The following is a 21965-nucleotide window of genomic DNA, read 5'->3' as shown; positions in this document are numbered from 1 at the left end:
ATCGAACACCTATATGTCGTATCATATAAATTTCTATTTAATTTGTTTTAATTGCTTATAGGCACTTTCAGCAGCACGTTGTTCTGATTCTTTTTTCGTTTTCCCTTTACCTTCAGCTATTGCTTCCCCTTGCAGAATAACTTCTGAAGTGAATAGACGATGATGTGCCGGTCCCTCTTCTTTTATTAAATTATAGGTTACATCACCTTTATTTTGCTGGTGCACATATTCTTGGAATTGTGTTTTAAAATCTACCACGCCTAATAACTCATTTTGTTCTACATGTGGGAAAATGACTTTCTCAGCAAATTTCCAAACTATATCTAGTCCTTGATCCAAATACAATGCCCCAATAAATGCTTCGAATGCATCTGATATTAATGATGGTCTTGTACGTCCCCCTGTTTTCTCTTCACCTTTACCAAGTAAAATCATTTCGTTCAATCCAATTTTATTCGCAAATATTACAAGTGAGGGCTCACATACAATAGTGGCACGCATTTTTGTTAAATTCCCTTCTGGCAAGTTGGGATGTTTATCAAATAAATATCGTGAAACCGTCAATTCTAATACCGCATCACCCAAAAACTCTAAACGCTCATTATGGTCTAAACGATTCATATTAAAATCATTAATAAAACTCGAATGCGAAAATGCTTGTTGGTATAAATCAATATTTTGATAAGTAAAGCCTAACTCTGTCATTTTAGTATCAAAGCGCTTTCTAAAACGATTAACTATCTCACTTTTCTTTTGTTTAGACATTATTTTATCTCCTTTATGTGTTGCTCTTGAATCATCTTTAATTTTACGTTAAAACTATTGATAATTAAAGAAAAAAACTGAGTCGACAATACTGACGACCCAGATGTAAGATTTATTATTTTTCAAGACTGTTAATAAATTTAACAGCATCACCAACAGTGTTGATTTTTTCAGCTTCTTCATCAGGAATTTCAGTACCAAACTCGTCTTCTAATTCCATTACTAATTCAGCGATATCAAGTGAGTCAGCGCCTAAATCATCTTTGAAAGATGCATCTTCAGTTACTTTATCAGCGTCTACACCTAAACGGTCAACGATGATATCTTTTACTTTATCGAAATTTTCCACGTCGATTCACCTCCTTTAAAAATGCCTATACATAGACTATTATATTTTCCCATTTTAAATTCTAAAAAACAAGTAGAAATTTTAGAAACACTTATCAATTTATTGATTAGTGTTTCTTATGCATGAGCTTTAGCTCAGGTGTACCTCTATCCCAGTTATCAATTTATTGATTACTGCGTCTTTATCTTGAGCTTTAGCTCAAGCGTTCCTCTAATCTTCTTATCAATTTATTGATTAGTGTTTCTTAGGGAGAAATTCTCGAACCTTATCTAGGTTGCTTAGAATTTCCCCCGCAAAGTTGACTAGGTCAGGCAATTCTCCATTGGATGACCAGTCAACCACTGCGTCAATTAGCTTTAGCTCAGGCGTTCCGCTTATCAGTTATCAATTTATTGATTACTACGTCTTTATCTTGAGCTTTAGCTCAAATATATTACATGTACATTCCACCATTTACATGGATTGTTTGACCTGTAATATATTTTGCTTTGTCTGATGCTAAGAACGCTACTGTATTAGCAATATCTGTGTCTTGACCAAAACGTGCTAACGGAATTTGAGTCAACATTTGTTCTTTAAGCTCATCACTTAAAGCATCTGTCATATCAGAAACAATAAAACCAGGTGCAACTGCATTTACAGTGATACCACGAGATGCTAATTCACGCGCCGCAGATTTAGTTAAACCAATAACACCTGCTTTTGTTGCAACATAGTTTGCTTGTCCCGGATTACCTACTGCTCCAACAACACTTGATAAATTGATGATAGCACCACTACGTTGTCTTAACATTTGTGGTGTTGCTTTTTGGATACAGTTAAATACACCTTTTAAGTTTGTGTCAATAACATCATCCCACTCTTGTTCTTTCATACGCATTAATAAATTATCGCGAGTAATACCTGCATTATTTACTAAAACATCTAAAGAACCAAATTGGCTAACTACTTCTTTAATCATTGCTTTAACTTCATCAGCATCGGCAACATTTGCTTGAATCGCAAAACTGTCAACACCTTTAGCTTTGATTTCTTCGACTACTGCTTCAGCTTTCTCTTTGCTGCCTGCATAGTTTACTGCTACATTATATCCTTCTTCTGCTAATTGTAACGCAATACTACGTCCAATTCCTCTTGATGCACCTGTTACTAAAGCACTCTTAGTCATTTTCATTCCATCCTTTCACATCTTCTAAAGTTTGAATTGATGTTAACTTAACATCTCTATTTATTTTTTTAATTAAGCCAGATAAAACTTTTCCAGGACCAATTTCAATAAAATGATCAACACCTTGGTCTATTAGCCATTCTGTTGAGTTAATGAATTGTACTGGTGAATATAATTGCTTGACCATATTAGATTTAATTACTTCTTTGTCAGTTTCACCTTGCGCATTTACATTTTGAACTACAGGAAACTTAGCATCACGCCATTCAAATTGATTAATATAACTTGAAAAATCTTCTTCAATCACTTTCATTAGCGATGAATGGAATGGACCAGATACTGCTAAAGGCATGACACGTTTTGCACCTAATGATTTACCTTTTTCTACTAGCTCATCAATTAAAGCTTTGTGACCTGAAACAACAATTTGACCTGGGCAATTAATGTTTGCTGGTTCAATTATTTTGTCATCAGATGATAATGACTTACAAATTTCATCGACTTTATCAAAATCTAAGCCCAATACTGCAGCCATGCTTCCTACACCAGTAGGAAATGCTTGCGCCATTAATTGACCACGTTTTCTAACAATTTTAACTGCATCTTCAAATGATAATACGTCAGCTGCAACTAAACTTGAATATTCACCTAAACTATGCCCCATAGTAAAATCAGGATTCAAATTTTTTAGCGCTGCTAATAATGCCGAACTATGCGTCAATAAAGCTGGTTGCGTGTTTTCAGTTTCACCCAATTTACCTTCTTCATCAGTAAACATTGTCTCTAAAATATCAAAGTCTAACGTCTTTGCTGCTGAAGTTAAAATTTCAGTTGCTTGATCATTGTTATTAAACAAATCTTGTGCCATACCAACTTTTTGGGCACCTTGTCCCGGAAAAATAATTGCTGTTTTACTCATTTGATTCACCTACAGTCTCTTTCATTGTTTGTACAATATTTTGTTCTCCTGCGATTTTCGCTTGTCTAATTGCAGAATAAAAAGCTTTAGCATTTGAACTACCGTGTGCTTTAACTACAGTACCTTCCAATCCTAATAATACGGAACCACCGTATTCTGAGTAATCCATCTTTTTAGCGAATTCAGCTAAATCTTTCTTCAATATTGCACCTGCTAATTTATTTTTAGTACTACTCATAATCGTATCTTTTAACATTTTACCGATTGATTTTGCAGTACCTTCTAAATTTTTAAGGACCATGTTCCCAGTATAGCCATCGGTAACTACAACATCTGTATCGCCATCCATTAATGTCTTCGCTTCAATATTCCCAACAAAATTCAATGAATGATCATGATTTAATAACTCATATGATTTTTTCGTTAAACTATTACCTTTAGCTGGCTCGGTTCCTATATTTAATAATGAGATTTTCGGATTATCAATACCTCTAATTTTTTGAGCATAAATATCCCCTAGTTGCGCATACTGTAATAAGTGTTCAGGTTTAGCATCAGCATTTGCACCAACGTCTAAAAAGACAAAATCTTTTCCATCAATCGTTGGCAATGTTACTACTAAAGCCGGTCTAGCTACACCTTTAATACGTCCAACAATGAATAAACCAGCTGACATTAAAGCACCAGTATTACCTGCTGACACACATCCATCTGCTTCACCAGATTTCACAGCTTCAGCCATTTTTACCATTGAGCTATCTTTTTTACGTTTAATCGCTCTAACAGGCTCATCTTCCATTTCAATCTTTTCAGAACAATGTCTAAATTCGATTCGTTCATGGTTCAGATTATACTTTTTTTCGTCACCGAAAAGTATAATTTCTAGATCTTTAAAGTCTTCAACAGCCTTTTGTACGGCTTCTAATACGATATCAGGCGCATTGTCGCCACCCATCATATCAATTGCTAATTTAACCATAATTTTATCCTCGCTTATCATAAAACATTTTAAAATTTCCTTTGAAAACTAATGTATGTTTAACATATGACTTTACTTCGACGTAATAATGTTTTGCAGTTTGATTTACAACTCGTGCTTCTGCTCTTACCGTATCATTTAATTTTACTTTTTCAATAAATTGAATGCTACTCTCATGAGTTAAAACTGTTGGTTGCTTAATTAGCGCAACACATAACGAATTTGCCTGAGCAAACAGCACATGACCACGCGCAATTCCAGTTTTATGAAAAACAGAATCCGATGTAATATCTAAAATTGATTGCGCTTTAACATTTGGATTGACTTGAATCAAATCACCAATAAATTCTTGTTCTTCAATAGAACTTATTTGGTCATAATTCTTTTCAGCAACTAATTTAATACGCTTCCTTAATTCTGGTATGTTTAAATAAGTGCGATCTAAACGAATTGTTTGTATACTCACTTGAAATAAGTCGCTTAGTTCATGGTCTGTGATGAAGGGATTGCTATCAATTTGTTGTCTGATTGCTTCTCTACGTTTATCTTTCTTTAGTTTCAACGTCTCACCCCTCATTTTTTAGTACCTAGTCTTAAACATTCCTCACATATCATAACACTTTCTATTTAACCGACTCAACAAATAACTGTATTATTTAGCTATTATTTAGTCGAAAATTTATAAATTGTTAAAATACCACTTTACATTTAAATAGTTCAAGTGTCATATCACTCAATTAACGAAGTGTTGCACTCAAATTGACAAATCAGCATGGCAATTAGTCAAAACTACGATGTAATAAATTTTCTTCAACAAAATGACGTAAATGTTGATACGTATTTTCAAAGAATACGCCAGATTGAATAAGTTCAGCTGCTTCATCACGAGCAACTTCTAACATACGATAATCTTCAACTAAATTGGCAACTAAGAAATCTGGCAATCCACTTTGTTTAACACCAAAGAAATCGCCAGGACCACGCATTTCTAAGTCTCGTTCACTCAATTCAAATCCATCCGTTGTTTGTGTCATAATTGTCATTCTTTCAATTCCTGTTTCTGTTTTAGGGGATGCAATTAAAACACAGTAACTTTGCTGGTCACTTCTACCCACACGTCCGCGTAACTGATGTAAAGTTGATAATCCAAAGCGATCCGCATCATAAATCATCATAAAAGTTGCATTCGGTACATTAACACCTACTTCAACAACAGTAGTAGAAACTAAAACATCTATCTCATGATTGCTAAACTTTTGCATGACCTCATCTTTTTCATCGGCAGACAACTTACCATGCAATAACCCTACACGGGAAACACCATAATACTGTTGTAAAGACTCGTACAATGCGACAACATTTTGAACATCTTCGAGATGCTCAGAACTTTCTATAAGCGGGCAAATGACATATGCTTGACGACCTTTTTTCAACTCTGAGGTCATTTGCATCAAAACTTTATCGTATTGCTCATGCTTTGCCCAAGTAGTAATGATAGGTTTACGACCTTTTGGTAATTGTTTAATTGAAGACACATCCATCTCACCAAAAACTGATATTGCTAGTGTTCTTGGTATCGGCGTTGCTGTCATAAATAACACATTCGTCATTGCACCTTTTTCTCTTAAAAGCTGGCGTTGATTCACACCAAATCGATGTTGTTCATCTGTAATTACTAAACCAACATTATGGAAAATCACATCATCTTGAATCAAAGCATGGGTTCCAATTAAACAATCAATCGTACCATTTTCAAGTTGTTCTAAAAGTATCTTTCGTTTCTTACCTTTTACTGACCCAGTTAACAATGCAACGTTCATAGAATCTCCAAATAAAGCCATTAAACTTTCAGCATGTTGCTCTGCTAAAATTTCAGTTGGTACCATCAATGCTGATTGATAACCAGCCGTTTTTAATGCATACATACAAATTGCAGCAACTACTGTTTTTCCTGAACCTACATCACCTTGAAGTAATCGATGCATACGTATTGGTGCTTTTAAATCTCTAAAAATTTCATTAACACTGGATTTCTGTGCTTCAGTTAGTTCAAAAGGTAAACGATCAATAAATGATTTAACTTGGTCTATGTCATAATCAATTTCAATTGCTTCGTCAGATGACTTTTCTAATCTATTTAGCCATTGCATACGTAATTCGAATAAAAACAGTTCAGTAAATGCATAGGTTCTACGAGCACGTAATAAATCCTCTTTACTTTTAGGATGATGTAATGTGTTCAAAGTAAAGTCCAAGGTCTCTAATTTATATTTTTCTCTTAGTTCATCAGTTAACCATTCATGAATTGTCACATCATTTAACGCTTGTCTAATTTGGTCTCGTATTTGCTTTTGTTTAATACCTTCCTTAATACGATAGACTGGTTCTAATTGAACATCTGCGTTTTCTTGAGTTTGTGTCCCTTGTGAATTAAAGAAAACCCTATTACCAGTAATTTCCTGTTTAACCCTATTCCACTTACCTTTAACAGTTATAGTTTGATTTAATTCGATTTTCTTTTTTAAATACGGTTGATTGAAAAAAATACATTTGACAGCAATATTATTTACCATTAAATGAACGGTTAATTTTGATTTATTTCTTCCAAAAAATGCAACTACTGGAGCTGTATATACTTGTCCTTCTATCGTAACGTTAGATTGATCTTCTGCTTGATTCAAATCAATCACTGTATTATCTTCATATCTAGTTGGCAAATAAAGAACAAGATCTTCCACTGTATGAATATTTAGTTGTTGCAATACTTCTATTTTCTTAGGACCTATACCTTTTAATTGTAAAAGAGAATATGGACTTTCTATTAAGTTTACTTTAGCCAAAATAAATCACCTATGTTTTATTTGATTTTACGTATCATTTAGTATGTTATTTATTTTATCATGACTAAGTTGAACATGACATTGTTAGCAACTCGAGAATGATACTTTTAACCCGCTATCTCACTAAAATAGCAAAATAAAAAACTACCAACTGATGATTTATCATTGGTAGTTTTTTATTTTAAATTTTTATTCTACTGAAAAGAAATATTGATAAATTGGTTGTCCACCTTCATGAACTTCCACTTCTACATCTGGATATTGCTCTTCAATCCAGTTTATCATGTTATCTGTAACTGCTTGCTCTGCATCTTGACCAATAATCACAGTCAATATTTCACTATCTTCTGCTAACATCTCATTTAACAACTCAGTAACCGTTGTTAATTGATCACTTTGGCTGCTTACAATCTTATCTTCAATCAAGCCCATAAACGCGTCTTTTTTAATCTCAACGCCATCAATTTTCGTATCACGAACAGCGTACGTTAATGAACCAGATTTAACGTTATTTACTGAATCAGCCATTTGCGCTTTATTTTCTTCAAGTGTTGCGTCCACATCATATTGGAATAGTGCGCTTATACCTTGAGGAATAGATTTCGTTGGAATAACAACAGCTTCTGCATCAACAATACTCGCTGCTTGTTCACTTGCCATTAAAATATTTTTATTATTCGGTAAAATAATTGCACGTTTACATTTTGATTGTTCAATGACTTTAACGATATCTTCTGTAGAAGGATTCATCGTTTGTCCACCACTAATGATATGTGTGGCACCCATTGATTTAAATATCTCTGAAATACCTTCACCCATAGAAATAGTAATAATCGCTGTTTCAACCGTTTCCATTTTCGGTTTAGCTGTGTGCTGTTCTTTTCGAATCACTTCACGATGCTGTTCTCTCATATTTTCAACCTTAAGTTTAATTAATTCACCATATTGTTGACCATAATTAAACACTTTACCTGGGTATTCGGTATGCACGTGAACTTTCACAATTTCTTCATCATTAATGACTAATAAAGAATCACCAAATTGACTCATATCTTGCCTGAATTCTTGTTCATCAAAGGCTTTTTTATTCTTTCCAAAACGAACCATCATTTCAGTACAATAGCCATAAATAATATCTTCAGTATTAATTACACCATGGAAATCATGTTCATCATGTACAAATTCATCTTTATCTATCTTTGCAACTTTAGCTTCAACTTTTTCACCTTTAAGCGCTTTTAAGAATCCTTCGTAAACGCATAACAAACCTTTACCGCCACTATCAACAACACCAACTTCTTTAAGTACAGCTAATAAGTTTGGTGTGTTTTCAAGTGATTCATTGGCTTTTACAATAATGTACTCCATTAATTCTATACAATCTTCAGTATTATTTGCTTTTTCTATTGCAGCTTGCGCAGCATCTTTTGCAACTGTAAGTATTGTACCTTCAACTGGTTTCATAACAGCTTTATATGCCGTTTCAACACCAGCTTGAAAACTTTCAGCTAACAATTTTGAATTAATTTCAGATTCACTTTCAATATTTTTACAAAATCCTCTGAATAATTGTGACAAGATGACACCAGAGTTACCTCTTGCACCCATTAGTAAACCTTTCGAGAATGTTTTACCTAATTCGCCGATATTTTTCGACAAATTATTCTCTACTTCTTCGCGACCTGAAGTCATAGTAAGATTCATATTTGTTCCTGTATCACCATCTGGCACTGGATACACATTCAAAGAATCTACCAAATCTGCATTGTTAGATAAATTTTGTGCCCCTTGTATAATCATATCGGCAAATAATTTACCATTAATTTTGCTAATCATTTCAAGTTGTCCTCCTAAGCTTTCTTGCCTGTATTATTCACACGTACACCTTGTACATATATATTGATTGAATTTACTGATACATTAAGTGATTTTTCCAAAGTATATTTCACTGTTGATTGTACATTATTGGCAACTTCAGATATTTTCACACCGTAACTTACAATAATGTACATATCTATATCCACTACGCCATTATTTTCAGTTACTTTAATGCCTTTAGCATAATTTTCATGTCCTAGTATTTCCGCAATACCATCTCTAACTTGTTGTCTAGATGCCATACCTACAATACCATAACATTCAACGGCCTTTCCACCTACAACCGAAGCAATCACTTCGTTTGAAATATCAATTTTACCGTAATCATTTGAAATCTCTAATGTCATATCTTTGTCCCTCCTAAATTTCAAAGTTTATTATTCGTTTTCCCTAATCACTTTTAAAATTTTACCACTTAGTGTAGTCATAAACGCTTTAAGTTTCATTGATTATTTTTATAAAATATCAATGGTACAACTTATCAGAATGACTTACGCTTAAATCACCTATTATATTTTGAGTAAACTGAATTTACACTCATGACGATTATCTATAGGCGTTTTCTTTTAATAGATGTAGTATCATTAAATAAAAATTTTAAATGTTTCATTCACTTATTTCTCTAAAATATCATACTACATAACTTCACAGTCTACAATTATATCACAAAACTCAGTATTTTTGACTTTTATGTGAAAATTATTCATTGTTTTTCAAATGAAACTATGCTATCTTAATTAAGTATATAAGTAGTTATGTGTATTTATATTTATTAAAGGAGGTACTCATATGGGTAAACAATGTTTCGTAACAGGTCGTAAAGCTTCGACTGGTAACAGACGTTCACACGCTTTAAACTCTACTAAACGTAGATGGAACGCTAACCTTCAAAAAGTTAGAATCCTAGTTGACGGTAAACCTAAAAAAGTTTGGGTTTCTGCACGTGCTTTAAAATCTGGTAAAGTAACTAGAGTTTAATAAATATATTGCACATAAAAAATGTGACCTTATGTGGAGGACACATTTACTTAAGAACTAAGAGCTCAACCTCTTAGTTCTTTTTTTGTTACCAAACAATACATAATGGTTCATAGTGAAATTCGAACTATCAATATAATTTGGTTAATACGTTTAATAATGGTTCTCTGTCAAATTGGACTTATGGGTTCAATATCGATTTTGGCACATAAATCAATGTACTAGGACCTACAATTTTCCTTTCAATAATAAATCACGCCATAATCTTCATTAATTACAGCGTGATTCATCTATTATTATGTTATAAATTCTATCTATAAACGTCACTTTGTTAAATAACTCATGCACTTTATTAAAAATCCTCACAAATTTGAATATACTTAATTTAAATCTGTACTTCTAATTTGCAAAATCAACCCATCATGTACAGTTACTTTCGCTTGCAAAGACTCAATTTCATTTGAAATAGTTAAAGTAGAACCTATATTAAGCATTTGTCTAGCTAAATTATATTTAAAACCTGCTAGAGAAAGTTCTACATCATCAGTCATCGGTATAAATGAAATGTACGGATAACTCTTATCTTTTTCAACTGTATGTTGACCTTTAGGCAATAATTCAATTTTATTTTGTTGATCGATAACTTCTATATGAACATCATGTTTATAATATGCTTTTTTCAATAATAACTGAATTGCCCCAAAAAAGTGATCTAATCGTCCGCCTGTTGCACCATAAATTGTAATACTATCAAATCCAAGTGCAACAGCTTTATCAACCGCTAAAGCTAAATCCGTATCAGCTTTTTCAGCTTGAACTGGTTTGATTTGTAACTGTTCTGTTAGAAGTTGGCGTTCTTCTTTACTGACTGAATCAAAGTCTCCCACTGAGAAAAAAGGGATAATTTGATGCTTCAATAAAATCAAAGCACCTCTATCAACGCCGCCCCATTTACCTTCATTACTTTTGGCCCAAATATCTTGCGGCAAGTGTCGATCAGAACATAATAAATTTATATGCATATACACTCAACCTTTCAATGCTTGTGTGACTTTTTTATAATCCTCTTGTTTAAAGAAAAATGAACCTGTTACTAGCATTGTAGCACCATTTTCAACACAAACTTTCGCTGTATCGGTATTTACGCCTCCATCAACTTCAATATCAAAGTTTAATTGACGTTCCATTTTAATAGCATTAAGACCCGCTATTTTTTCTACGCATTGATCAATAAATGATTGACCACCAAACCCTGGGTTAACTGTCATCACTAGTACATAATCAACAATGTCTAAAATAGGTTCAATTTGTGATATTGGTGTACCAGGATTAATTACTACACCAGCTTTTTTATCTAAATGTTTAATCATTTGAATAGCACGATGAATATGAGGCGTTGATTCGACATGAATTGAAATCATATCGGCACCATGTTCTGCAAATGATGCAATATACTTTTCTGGATTTTCAATCATCAAATGTACGTCTATAGGTAATGTTGTGCCTTTTCTTACTGCATCTAATATTGGTAAACCAATAGATATATTAGGCACAAATTGACCATCCATAACATCAAAATGAACTCCGTCGACACCTGCTTCTTCAAGTCGTTTTAATTCATGTTGTAAATCCAAAAAATCAACAGATAATAATGATGGATATAGTTTTGTCATTTAATATCTAACCTTTCTATTTGAAATTTCATTAAATAGTTGTAAATAATGGTCGTATCTAAATTGCGCAATATTCCCTATCTCTAATTGATGCTTAACATTACAATTAGGTTCTTTGATATGATTACAATTCCTAAACTTACATGTTTCACCATATCGATTTAATTCAAGAAAATAATCTTTTATTTCATCTTTATCTATATGATCAAAATCTAAAGCACTGAATCCAGGTGTGTCTGCAATATAACCGTTTTGACGTTCGAATAGTTCGACATGTCTTGTAGTATGCTTTCCTCGATTTAATGATTTTGATATATCATTTGTCTCAAGATTAAGTTCTGGACGATAATGATTTAAGAAAGTGGACTTACCGACACCTGATTGACCACTAAGTACTATAAGTCCAGCTGGCCAAGCTTCTACAATTTTTTTTCGATCATCATCATTTCCAATAAATTCAGTCTCATAGCCAATATTTTCATATATTTTCAACAACTCATTAATTTCGAACTGCTTTTCAATTGGTGTTTTATCTTTTTTAGTCACCAAAACTCTCGCATTTAACTGATACGAATGTGCAATAACTAAAAATCGATCTAATAATTGCGTTGAAAAATTTGGCTCGACAGCACTCATTACAATTACTAGTGTATCTATATTACTTACAGGTGGTCTTTTCAACTCATTTTTCCGCTCAAACACTTGATGAATATAGCCTTCGTTAATGTTTTGTACTTCAAATTCCACTATATCACCAACTACCGGTGAAAATTTTTTCTTTCTAAATAATCCTCGTGGTTTTGTATTGAAACGTTCGCCATTAACGTCTACTTGATATACCCCACTAATTGATTTCACTATTCGACCTGTCTTCAAAATGGCACCTCTCGATTAATTTTACTGCATTTATTATATCAAAGACTGGAAAATTAATATATAAATGATCATTTCAAATGATATAAATATTGTGAGAGTGATACAGAATTGATAGACAATGCTCACCTGTATATGATGACATGAAGCATTTTAAAACTACCGCAATCTCAACATAAAAATACCGAGACTTCCAAATAGAAACCTCGGTACATTTACTTCAATTATATTTATACATCATCATAGCTGACTTCTTTTTCAGCTACAGTTTTACCGTCAACTTTAACAATATAACTTGCTGTTTTTCCTTTTTCAATTCTTAAAGGAATGTCTATACGTTGATCACTAGTAATGTCGAAACTACCTTTTTCAGTTGAACCGTCATTATCTTTATCTTTAATATAAACTTTAACTTTTTGTGACTTATCATTTTTACCAGTGTATGGTACATCTACCGATTCAGTTGTCGTTTTGACATCTGATGAGTCACTTTTTTTACCTTTAGAAACAACAAATGAAATCGTTGACCCCTCATCTACTGATTTTCCTTTAGGAGATTGAGAAATCACATCACCCTCATCAATATCGTCACTATACTCTTCCTTACTTTCAACTTTAAACCCTTTTTCTTCTAAGGCTTTTTTAGCTTTGCTAAAGGATTTATGCTCAAAGTCTTCTACATAAACTTGCTTAATGCCTAAAGATTCATATAGTTTAATATTAGAATCATGAATAGCGATTTCAGTATTTGCGGTTACACTTTGATTTGCAATGTATCCTTTTGGCGCTTGATTATTATATACTTTTTCAATCGTAACATCTTTAAGACCTAACGATTTTAATTTCTGCAAGGCTTCCTCCTTAGGTAAACCAATGACATTTGGCATTTTAACCTTTTCAGGGCCTTTTGATATAACAACATCAACACTGTCACCACGTTCAACACGTTCACCTGTATTAGGAGTTGTCTTAATAATTTCATTTTCAGGATATTTATCACTATAACTTCTAGAAATTTTACCCAATTTCAGGTTGTTTTTATTGAATATTTGCTCTGCTTCTTTTACAGATTTCCCGATTACATCAGGTGTCTCTTCGTATTTATTACCAAATATTGCCATTGCCACAAAAGAAACAAGTGCAATCATTAACAACGAAAAGATTAGTGATAAGAGCACAATCTTTCGTGTTGATTTCTTTTTAGGTTTTGGTTCGTAAACCGTACCTTCTGGCTTTTGGAATTGCTGATGATGAGCAGGCCCATTTACAATAGGTACTTGCGTCGTTTCACGTTTAGGTTGATTCGACTTATGTTCACTAATATGCTTTGCTAGATCTTCTTTTTTCAAAGGTACCGCTATCGTTTTCATTTTATCGAGTTCATAGACATCTTCATTCGCTCGATTTTCATGTAAAACACTACTCAAATCATCTTTCATTTCTTGAATTGTTTTGTAACGATTCGCTTTGTCTTTTTCTGTAGCGCGTAAAATGACATTACTTAAAGATTGCGGAATATCCTTACGTACATCTGTTGTCACATTTGGCACAGAATCCTGAATATGTTTAATCGCAATGCTAACTGCAGTTTCTCCATTAAAGGGTGGTTCACCAACAAGCATTTCATATAACACAATACCTATAGAATAAATATCTGTACATTCATCCGTTGCCTCACCTTTTGCTTGTTCTGGCGAAAAGTACTGCACAGTACCTAACACATGATTAGTCTGAGTTAAAGACGTCTCACTTAAAGCTTTAGCAATTCCAAAATCAAATATTTTCAACGTTTTATTGCTGTCAATTAATATATTTTGTGGCTTAATATCTCTATGTACAATACGCATATCATGCGCATGTTTAATACCATCCAATATTTGATTCGTAAAATTAATCGCCGTGTCAACACTTAATGGCCCATGACTTTCAATATACTCAGACAAAGTCGGACCTTCAATATATTCCATTACTAAGTAGTAACAGTCATCTTCTTCATCAACATCGATCATACTTACTATATTTTGATGTGATAGCTGTGATGAGTTATGTACTTCTCGTTCAAAACGTTTTAATGTTTCTTCTTTTTCTCTAGGTGGTATAAAAATCGCCTTAATTGCAACTTTAATGTTAAGTATCGTATCTTCAGCAAGATAAACGGTACTCATGCCACCGCCGCCAAGCTTATCTACAATTTTATATCGTTCATTTATTATTTTACCTATCATACTTTATCACCTTCAATAGCCGCGAGTATGAAAGTAACGTTATCTTTCGAATGGTTATCTAATGCCAATTGCATTAATTGATCACCATGATCTTCTATTGTACCTTCTTTTACTAACAAACGCTTAATTTCATTGTCTTTAACATAATCAGTTAATCCATCTGAATTTAATAATAAATAATCATAAAAATTTAATCGCTTAATAAACAAATCTGGACTCACACGTTTATCTGTGCCCATCACCTTCGTAATAATATTACGTTGTGGATGTGTAAATGCTTCTTCCGGCGTAATTTGACCCGTTAAAACAAGATGATTAACAAATGAGTGATCACTAGTAATTTGATCAATTTGTCGACTATTAATAACATAGGCTCTAGAATCACCGACATTTGCTATCACAACTGATTTTTCAAAAACAAGTGCACAAACACATGTTGTACCCATACCTTTATATTCTGCATTTTCTTGTGCATAGTGATATAACTGAAAATTTATATCTTTTATATTATTACGCAACCAATTTTCAGCTTGATGTTGTTCTATAAGATTTTCCGCTTCAAAACGGGATTTCAACTCATCTGTAACAAATTTACTTGCAACTTCTCCTGCTTTATGGCCACCCATACCATCACACAGAACTAAAAGTTGTTGATTAGTTTGATTATAAAAAATACCACCCGCATCTTCATTCTTATCTCTATGTTGTCCAGTATCAGTAAAAAATTGTGCCTCTAGCATTTGTCTTTACCTCGTTTCTACTTGTCGTTCCTTTGCTCTTAATTGACCACAAGCTGCGTCAATATCCGAACCTTGTTCACGACGTATTGTGGCATTAATTCCTAGTCTCTTTAATTCTTTTTCAAATTTAAAGATATCATTTTTAGCCGTTTTCACATAATTTCTTTCTGGAACATGGTTGACAGGAATTAAGTTAACATGGCAGTTTAAGCCTTTTATTAAATGTGCTAATTCTCTTGCATGTTCTAGTTGGTCATTCACACCACCAAACAGACCATATTCAAAAGTAACACGACGATTTGTTTTTTCTTGATAATATTGAATTGCTTCGATTAACTTCTCAACATTATATGCACGGTTAATTGGCATCAAGCGTGATCGCACTTCATCTTTTGCGGCGTGTAAGCTTACAGCAAAATTAATTTGAATATCTTCATCCGCAAAGTCATATATTCTAGGAATGATACCTGATGTTGATACTGTAATGTGACGTGCACCAATATTTAAACTATTATCATCATTGACGATTCTTAAAAAGTCCATCATTTCATCATAATTTTCAAATGGTTCACCGATACCCATTATGACAATTTGAGATACGCGCTCTTCTGTAGCATCAAGGGCTTTTTGAACTGTTAAAACTTGTGAAACAATTTCGCCAGCTTCAAGGTTTCTTTTTAAGCCGCCAAGTGTAGAAGCACAAAACGTACATCCGATACGACAACCTACTTGTGTCGTTACACATACTGAATTTCCATAATCATGTCTCATTAAAACAGTTTCAATTGTATAGCCATCTTGTAATTCAAATAAGAATTTAATTGTACCGTCTTTACTTTCTTGTTTTACTACAGTTGTTAAAGTTGTAACAGTAAAGTTATCTTTTAAAAGCTGTCGTAAGTCTTTCGATAAGTTCGTCATTTCATCAATCGAATCTACTCTTTTTTGATATAACCATTCAAAAATCTGTTTCGCTCGAAATTTTTGTTGCCCTTGTTCAACGAGCCAGTTTTGCATTTCGTCAAATCGCAATGAATATATTGATTGCTTGTCAAAATTTGGAAGAAATTTATTCTTCTTTTTCTTTTCAGCAGTTATCATTCCTAATTGTCCTTTCTTTTTATCTTAGTGATAAAGAATCCATCTGAATTAAAGTCTTGCGGCATGATTTGTAACGTTTTGACCAACTCTCCAGTTATCGGATGTTGAAACGGTTCAAATTCGAAGTTTTTATTATTTTTCAAAAACGTATAAATCACGTTTTCATTTTCTAGTTGCTCTATTGTACATGTGGAATAGATGATTTCGCCACCTATTTTTACATTGTTTTTTACATTTTCCAATATTTCAAGCTGTAAATCAACTAGTGACTCAATATGTTGTTTGCTTTGAGTATACTTAATCTCCGGCTTATGTCTCATTACACCTAATCCGCTACATGGTGCATCAACAAGTATCTTATCGTATGTTTTATCATAAGGTTTTGTCGCATCATGTTGAAAGGCTTTAATATTTGTTAATCGTAATTTTTTTATATTAAAATTAATTAAGTCTATTTTGTGATCATGTATATCTGAAGCGTCAACTTGCCCTTCTGGCATTAAAACTTCAGCAATGTGACAAGCTTTACCGCCAGGTGCACTACATGCATCTAATACGTGATCATGTCGGTCTACATTCATAATGTGTGCAACAAACATTGAGCTTTTATCTTGAATTGAAACGAATCCATCTTTAAATGAACGAGAATGAATAATTGGTTGTCCTCCTATATGGAGACAATAAGGTAAGTCATGATCTTTTTCAACGTCATAACCTTCGTCTTGCAACTTTTCAATAATATCATCTAATGATGCTCGCGTCAGGTTGGCACGCACAGTTGTTGATGTCGTTTCTAAAAATGACTGTAAAATTGTTTCAGTTTTTTCGAGACCATAATGTGTTGCCCAATGATCTATAATCCACTTCGGCATACTATACTCGATTGCCATTCTTTTTTTAGGATCTGCAATTTCATTAAAATCAGGTAAGTCACTACGCATCATTGTACGTAAAATACCATTTACGACATTACCATTATGATAACCACCACGTTCTTTTGCTATTTCAACTGCTTCATTAATGATGGCGTGATTTGGAACTTTATCTAAATAAACATATTGATAAATACTCATCCATAATAATTGCCTAACCCATGCCTTAATTTTTGTTTTCACAAAAGGCTTTAAATAAAAATCTAACGTATATTTTCTTTTAACGGTTCCGTAGACAATTTCTGTAAATAAAGCCTTATCCATTGCATTTAATTCATTTTCTGACAACACTTCATTGATACGCAAGTTACTATACGCACCTTCATTTAATATATCTTGAATCGTGTCAAAAGCAAGACTTCTCACGTTTTCTATCATATAAGTTTCTTCCCTACTAGTGTGTTTTGCGCACCACTTAAATAATTGGCAGCTAACATTCTCTTTTTCCCAGCTAATTGCATATCTTTAATTGCAACAGCTTCATTATCATTTGTAGCAACAATAATGGCTTTTTTAGTCGTTTCTATAATGGTTCCAGGCTCGTTTATCTTATTAGTCTCAACGAGTTCAGCATCGTATATTTTCAAGTTAGTGTCATCCATAGTTGTATAAGCAACTGGCCATGGGGATAATCCACGAATTTGATTAAACACTTGTCTTCCTGGTTTATTCCAGCTAATTCGCTCATCTTCGCGTCGAATATTGGAAGCAAATGTTGCTTGCGTATCATCTTGAGGTACGCTTTCATTTGTGCCCTCTATAATAGATGGTAAAGTTTCTTTTAATAAATCTGCCCCTAATACACTTAATTTATCATGCATCGTACCGACATTATCATTTTCTTCTATTTTAATTGCTTGTTGCGAAATAATATTACCTGCATCTAATTTTTTAACCATATACATAATTGTTATGCCGGTTTCTTGTTCACCATCGATAATTGCCTGATGAATTGGTGCACCACCTCTATACTTCGGTAACAATGATGCATGTACATTAATTGCCCCAAGTTTTGGTAATGCCAACAATGATTCAGGTAATAATTGTCCAAAAGCAGCAGTTACAATTAAATCTACATCTAATTGAAGCAATTGTTCTAATTCTTCTGATCCACTTAATTTTTCAGGCTGATATACAGGTAAATCATATTTCATTGCAACTTTTTTAACTGGTGGTGGTGTCATAACACGTTTACGTCCAACAGGTCGATCTGGTTGCGTTACGACTGCAATGACATCATGTTCTGCAATAAGCATTTCTAAAACAGTTGTTGAAAAGTCTGGTGTACCCATAAATATTATTTTAGTCATTTATAAAATATGCCTCCACTTCTTTATCTGTTAAAATACGGTCCGCACGTTCTGTAAAAGGGATACCGTTCATTTGATCTATAATATGCAAAATCATTCTTGCTACATCTTCATGTGCAGTTAGTTCAACTTTGTTCCCATTGACGTCATAACTTTCGACAACTATCATTTTACTTCTTGTCACTTCGCCGTAAACATCTGGCAATGTAATTGAACCTTCTAAGTCTGTTATCGTTTCATTTGATTGACTAATAATTTTCGGATTAACAAGTTGTAATAATCCTTCCATTTCCATATCAATGATTGCCACTTGCAATGACTGATTAATTTGAGGTGCACATAAGCCAGCTGCTTCTTGTGCATACATTGTATCTTCTAAATCTTGTAATAATCTTTTTAACGAATCATCAAATTTTATAACTGCTTGCGCTTTTTTCGTTAAAATAGGATGCGATGCTGGTACTAACTTTTTAATCGCCATAGCTCTTACTCCTCAATAAAATTCATCAAACCATTATAACGTAAATATATTAAAAATGCGACCTTACATCATAGAATGTATATTTTTCAATTTAAAGATTGTCATGTGATTCATTACGTATATTTCACACGTAAAATAATACAATGCAACTGAAGTGTAATCCTAAATTTATTGTAAGGATTGAATAACTGAAATTTAGATGATTGGGAATGCTTAAACTAGAATGTTTGAACTAAAAGTGGGTATAATAAAAAGAGAAGCTAATGTCATTATAAGCAATTCAACTGGAGGGAAAGAAATGCAAGTAAACAAAGTTATTTATATTTTATTAGCATTGTTCTTAGGTAGTTTTGGTATTCATAAATTTTATGCCGGCAAGAATATGCAAGGTATTCTACACTTAATATTCTGTTGGACAGGTATCCCACACATTTTAGCAATTATTAGTGCAGTGATTACTGTTTTCAAACCTGCTGATGAACAAGGTAATGTCACTTTATAAATTGATAAAAATAAATCCCGATGACAATCATTTATTATTTGCGAATCATAGAGTTATAGTTATTACGAACTCTATATGATAAGCAGTAATGCTGATTGTTTATCGGGATTATTATTGCGATTATTTAATGTAGTACACTATTTATTTTTCACACAGTAAATACTATTTTAAAGAATCATCTGACGCTGTTTCATAGTTTGATTCATACTCTTTAATATATTTACTTAAAACAACAAAATGTGCGTTACCAAAATCACTAGATGCATTTAAGAAATCCATATGTACTAAATTTAAAACTTTTGGATCTGGATTAGACTTGTCTTCATAATTTTTTGGTGAAAAAGTGAAATAGGCCAATGCCGGCAACACTTCATCTTTAGTATCCTTTGATCCATGTGTCATAAATGAAACGCTTGTTAAAGGTACTCCGAAAGATTTGATTTGAGCTACGCTATATGGAACTGGTTTTGGATGATCAAGTTTAGTTAGCTGACTTAATTTTTTTAACTTAGAATAATCGTCATATTTAATTGCATCATCTTTATGTATTACGTAAGATCCTGGTTCGACTGATGCATAAACTAACTTTCCATCTTTATATTTTGTCATAATTTCTGCGTAAAAAACAGGTGTGTTTGAATTGCCAATTTTCTTTCCATCTGGATCTACATACCAATAATCAACTTGTTTTACATCATCGTGTGTTTCAATCACTTTCCTTTTTATACCTTTCTTACCTTTAAAGAATGCATCAACATCTTTTATTGAAGATCCTTTTGAATCTTTAGTAAATCTATAATCTGCAAGTTCCACTTTACCCATTAATTCTTTGTAATCTTTCCATCCTTGAATCCCTTTACTATTCGTAAACGACTTTTCTGTCATTAATGGATCCAACTTATCAAGAGATGGCGCATCTTTAATTCCTTTCATTTTCTTCTCTATTTCTTCATATTTCTCTAAATCTGGATCTTTCTCTTCTTCCGATTCTTTTTTTACAGTTTCTTGTTTTGATTCTTCTGATTTCTTTGATGATAATTTATGATTCCCACCAAAAGAACAACCTGCTACGACTAAAAGCATAATTAAAAGTAAACATCCCAGTGTCTTTTTCATAAACTTTCTCCTCTTAAGTTATTTTGTTTGAATCAAATAAACATACATAAATTTAAAAAACTTATTTATATTGATATTTTACATTAACCATCAATATTTTTAAATACTTTAATTGATAATTTAAGAAAATTGTTTTGTCTAATAATTTAAGTAGTTAAAACATAGATAGATATAAAATAGTTTATAGCCATTAATTTATAAGTGTAAAATTTGCACTATTTCAATTTGCCATTTAAAAATAGTTTGTTTAATCATTAGTACTTTTATTCATCAGTAAGTATGGCGCTTGCATTAAAATCAGAATTCGTAAATGAAAATACTAATAAATTCCTTATCAAACCAAAATCACGTAAGTTATAAAGCCATATAAAAAGACAGAATATAAACTGCTAATTTAAATAGTTAACAGTTGTATATTCTGCCCTTTTTCTGTACTTAAAGTAAATATTCAAACACTGGTTCAAATACTCGTACATACTGAACTTGTTTCTAATAATTAGTAATGTTACATCATCATCTGTGGATCAATATCAATCTTCAATGCTAATTTTTCTTTTATAAATTTTTCATGGTAATAGTCATCTAAAAACTGAATGGCTTGTAATAATCCAGGTTCACTTTTATATTTCACTAAAATTTGGAATCTAAATTCATTGTTGATTCTCGCAAGTGCTGCCGGAGATGGACCTAGTACAAGCGCTTTTTCTGTTAAATGCTGTAATAAAATTTTATGAACATGCTGCGATGCTTCCATAACCTTCTTCATTTCTTTATGTGAGATTGTGAAATTAATCAAATAATAATACGGTGGATACTTTCCTAATTTACGATATTCCATTTCCTGACGATAAAATGTTAAATAATCATTTTTTTGAACATCCAATATTGAATAATGATCCGGATTATACGTTTGAATGATGACTTGACCTGCCTTTTCATGACGACCAGCTCTACCAGCCACTTGCGTTAATAGTTGATAAGTACGTTCGCTCGCCCGAAAATCAGGTAAATTTAACATTGTATCTGCATTCAGCACACCAACTAAAGTAATATTTGGATAATCTAATCCTTTCGCAATCATCTGAGTACCTAGTAAAATATCACCGTTACCTTTTTCGAATTCAGTCAATAACTTT

General features: G+C 32.6%; 22 protein-coding genes. 2 read left to right on the top strand and 20 right to left on the bottom strand.

The window, feature by feature from the left end:
- Positions 1–33: 33 nt before the first annotated feature.
- The 9 genes from rnc to IDG64_RS09575 form a co-directional block, all read right to left on the bottom strand.
- Positions 34–765 carry a ribonuclease III gene (gene rnc / locus IDG64_RS09615; protein ID WP_000043237.1) on the bottom strand — a complete coding sequence of 244 codons (732 nt, stop codon included), beginning with the start codon at positions 763–765 and terminating at the stop codon, positions 34–36.
- Positions 766–880: 115 nt separating this feature from the next.
- A complete protein-coding gene (locus tag IDG64_RS09610) occupies positions 881–1114 on the bottom strand; it encodes an acyl carrier protein (protein ID WP_000426914.1) in 234 nt (77 codons plus the stop codon).
- A 433-nt stretch (positions 1115–1547) separates the two neighbouring features.
- The gene (gene fabG / locus IDG64_RS09605) at positions 1548–2282 is read right to left on the bottom strand and encodes a 3-oxoacyl-[acyl-carrier-protein] reductase (RefSeq protein WP_000167269.1); all 735 of its coding nucleotides are present in this window, start codon (positions 2280–2282) and stop codon (positions 1548–1550) included.
- Positions 2275–3201, bottom strand: coding sequence for an ACP S-malonyltransferase (gene fabD, locus IDG64_RS09600; protein ID WP_000047343.1), 927 nt, complete (start codon positions 3199–3201; stop codon positions 2275–2277). The genes fabG and fabD overlap by 8 nt, the downstream gene beginning before the upstream one ends.
- Positions 3194–4180, bottom strand: a complete 987-nt coding sequence (gene plsX, locus IDG64_RS09595; RefSeq protein WP_206171313.1) for a phosphate acyltransferase PlsX — start codon at positions 4178–4180, stop codon at positions 3194–3196. The genes fabD and plsX overlap by 8 nt, the downstream gene beginning before the upstream one ends.
- A 4-nt stretch (positions 4181–4184) precedes the next feature.
- Positions 4185–4757 (bottom strand): transcription factor FapR, encoded by a 573-nt coding sequence (gene fapR / locus IDG64_RS09590; protein ID WP_001548538.1) that lies wholly within the window; start codon positions 4755–4757, stop codon positions 4185–4187.
- Between the two features lie 202 nt (positions 4758–4959).
- Positions 4960–7020, bottom strand: a complete 2061-nt coding sequence (gene recG / locus IDG64_RS09585) for an ATP-dependent DNA helicase RecG (RefSeq protein WP_001151497.1) — start codon at positions 7018–7020, stop codon at positions 4960–4962.
- Positions 7021–7209: 189 nt separating this feature from the next.
- Entirely contained in the window at positions 7210–8856 is a 1647-nt protein-coding gene (gene fakA / locus IDG64_RS09580) for a fatty acid kinase catalytic subunit FakA (RefSeq protein WP_000623903.1), read from the bottom strand.
- Between the two features lie 14 nt (positions 8857–8870).
- Positions 8871–9245: an Asp23/Gls24 family envelope stress response protein gene (locus IDG64_RS09575; protein WP_000171418.1), complete on the bottom strand. Its 375-nt coding sequence runs from the start codon at positions 9243–9245 to the stop codon at positions 8871–8873.
- Positions 9246–9687: 442 nt separating this feature from the next.
- Here IDG64_RS09575 and rpmB point away from each other — a divergent pair, with 442 nt between their 5' ends.
- On the top strand, positions 9688–9876 hold the full coding sequence (gene rpmB, locus IDG64_RS09570; protein WP_000517908.1) for a 50S ribosomal protein L28: 189 nt from the start codon (positions 9688–9690) through the stop codon (positions 9874–9876).
- A gap of 380 nt (positions 9877–10256) precedes the next feature.
- Here rpmB and IDG64_RS09565 read toward each other — a convergent pair whose 3' ends face one another.
- The 9 genes from IDG64_RS09565 to IDG64_RS09525 form a co-directional block, all read right to left on the bottom strand.
- Positions 10257–10898, bottom strand: a complete 642-nt coding sequence (locus IDG64_RS09565; protein WP_000547905.1) for a thiamine diphosphokinase — start codon at positions 10896–10898, stop codon at positions 10257–10259.
- 6 nt (positions 10899–10904) lie between these two features.
- The gene (rpe, locus tag IDG64_RS09560; protein WP_000164332.1) at positions 10905–11549 is read right to left on the bottom strand and encodes a ribulose-phosphate 3-epimerase; all 645 of its coding nucleotides are present in this window, start codon (positions 11547–11549) and stop codon (positions 10905–10907) included.
- A complete protein-coding gene (rsgA, locus tag IDG64_RS09555) occupies positions 11550–12425 on the bottom strand; it encodes a ribosome small subunit-dependent GTPase A (RefSeq protein ID WP_000847936.1) in 876 nt (291 codons plus the stop codon). It lies immediately after the preceding gene.
- A gap of 227 nt (positions 12426–12652) precedes the next feature.
- The gene (gene pknB, locus IDG64_RS09550; RefSeq protein ID WP_000579556.1) at positions 12653–14647 is read right to left on the bottom strand and encodes a serine/threonine protein kinase Stk1; all 1995 of its coding nucleotides are present in this window, start codon (positions 14645–14647) and stop codon (positions 12653–12655) included.
- Positions 14644–15387 (bottom strand): protein-serine/threonine phosphatase Stp1, encoded by a 744-nt coding sequence (locus tag IDG64_RS09545; RefSeq protein ID WP_000888493.1) that lies wholly within the window; start codon positions 15385–15387, stop codon positions 14644–14646. The genes pknB and IDG64_RS09545 overlap by 4 nt, the downstream gene beginning before the upstream one ends.
- A 6-nt stretch (positions 15388–15393) precedes the next feature.
- Positions 15394–16488 carry a dual-specificity RNA methyltransferase RlmN gene (rlmN, locus tag IDG64_RS09540; RefSeq protein WP_000626897.1) on the bottom strand — a complete coding sequence of 365 codons (1095 nt, stop codon included), beginning with the start codon at positions 16486–16488 and terminating at the stop codon, positions 15394–15396.
- Positions 16489–16490: 2 nt separating this feature from the next.
- On the bottom strand, positions 16491–17798 hold the full coding sequence (gene rsmB / locus IDG64_RS09535; protein ID WP_000572241.1) for a 16S rRNA (cytosine(967)-C(5))-methyltransferase RsmB: 1308 nt from the start codon (positions 17796–17798) through the stop codon (positions 16491–16493).
- Positions 17795–18730, bottom strand: a complete 936-nt coding sequence (gene fmt / locus IDG64_RS09530) for a methionyl-tRNA formyltransferase (RefSeq protein WP_000161291.1) — start codon at positions 18728–18730, stop codon at positions 17795–17797. The genes rsmB and fmt overlap by 4 nt, the downstream gene beginning before the upstream one ends.
- Positions 18723–19211, bottom strand: coding sequence for a peptide deformylase (locus IDG64_RS09525; RefSeq protein WP_000985287.1), 489 nt, complete (start codon positions 19209–19211; stop codon positions 18723–18725). The genes fmt and IDG64_RS09525 overlap by 8 nt, the downstream gene beginning before the upstream one ends.
- A gap of 298 nt (positions 19212–19509) precedes the next feature.
- Between IDG64_RS09525 and IDG64_RS09520 the strand changes: the two genes are divergently transcribed.
- Positions 19510–19713, top strand: a complete 204-nt coding sequence (locus tag IDG64_RS09520; RefSeq protein WP_001198024.1) for a TM2 domain-containing protein — start codon at positions 19510–19512, stop codon at positions 19711–19713.
- Positions 19714–19875: 162 nt separating this feature from the next.
- Here the strand turns inward: IDG64_RS09520 and IDG64_RS09515 are convergent, their stop codons facing one another.
- Positions 19876–20829, bottom strand: a complete 954-nt coding sequence (locus IDG64_RS09515; RefSeq protein ID WP_000751704.1) for a hypothetical protein — start codon at positions 20827–20829, stop codon at positions 19876–19878.
- A gap of 505 nt (positions 20830–21334) precedes the next feature.
- Positions 21335–21965, bottom strand: a 631-nt coding sequence (gene priA / locus IDG64_RS09510) for a replication restart helicase PriA (RefSeq protein WP_206171312.1), incomplete at its 5' end; no start/stop codon positions are given.

Origin of the sequence: Staphylococcus sp. EG-SA-15, from assembly GCF_017151895.1 — a bacterium.
Taxonomy (GTDB): Bacteria; Bacillota; Bacilli; order Staphylococcales; family Staphylococcaceae; genus Staphylococcus; species Staphylococcus aureus.
The sequence above is the reverse complement of the archived record's forward strand: the minus strand, read 5'-3'. Positions and strand labels throughout refer to the sequence as shown.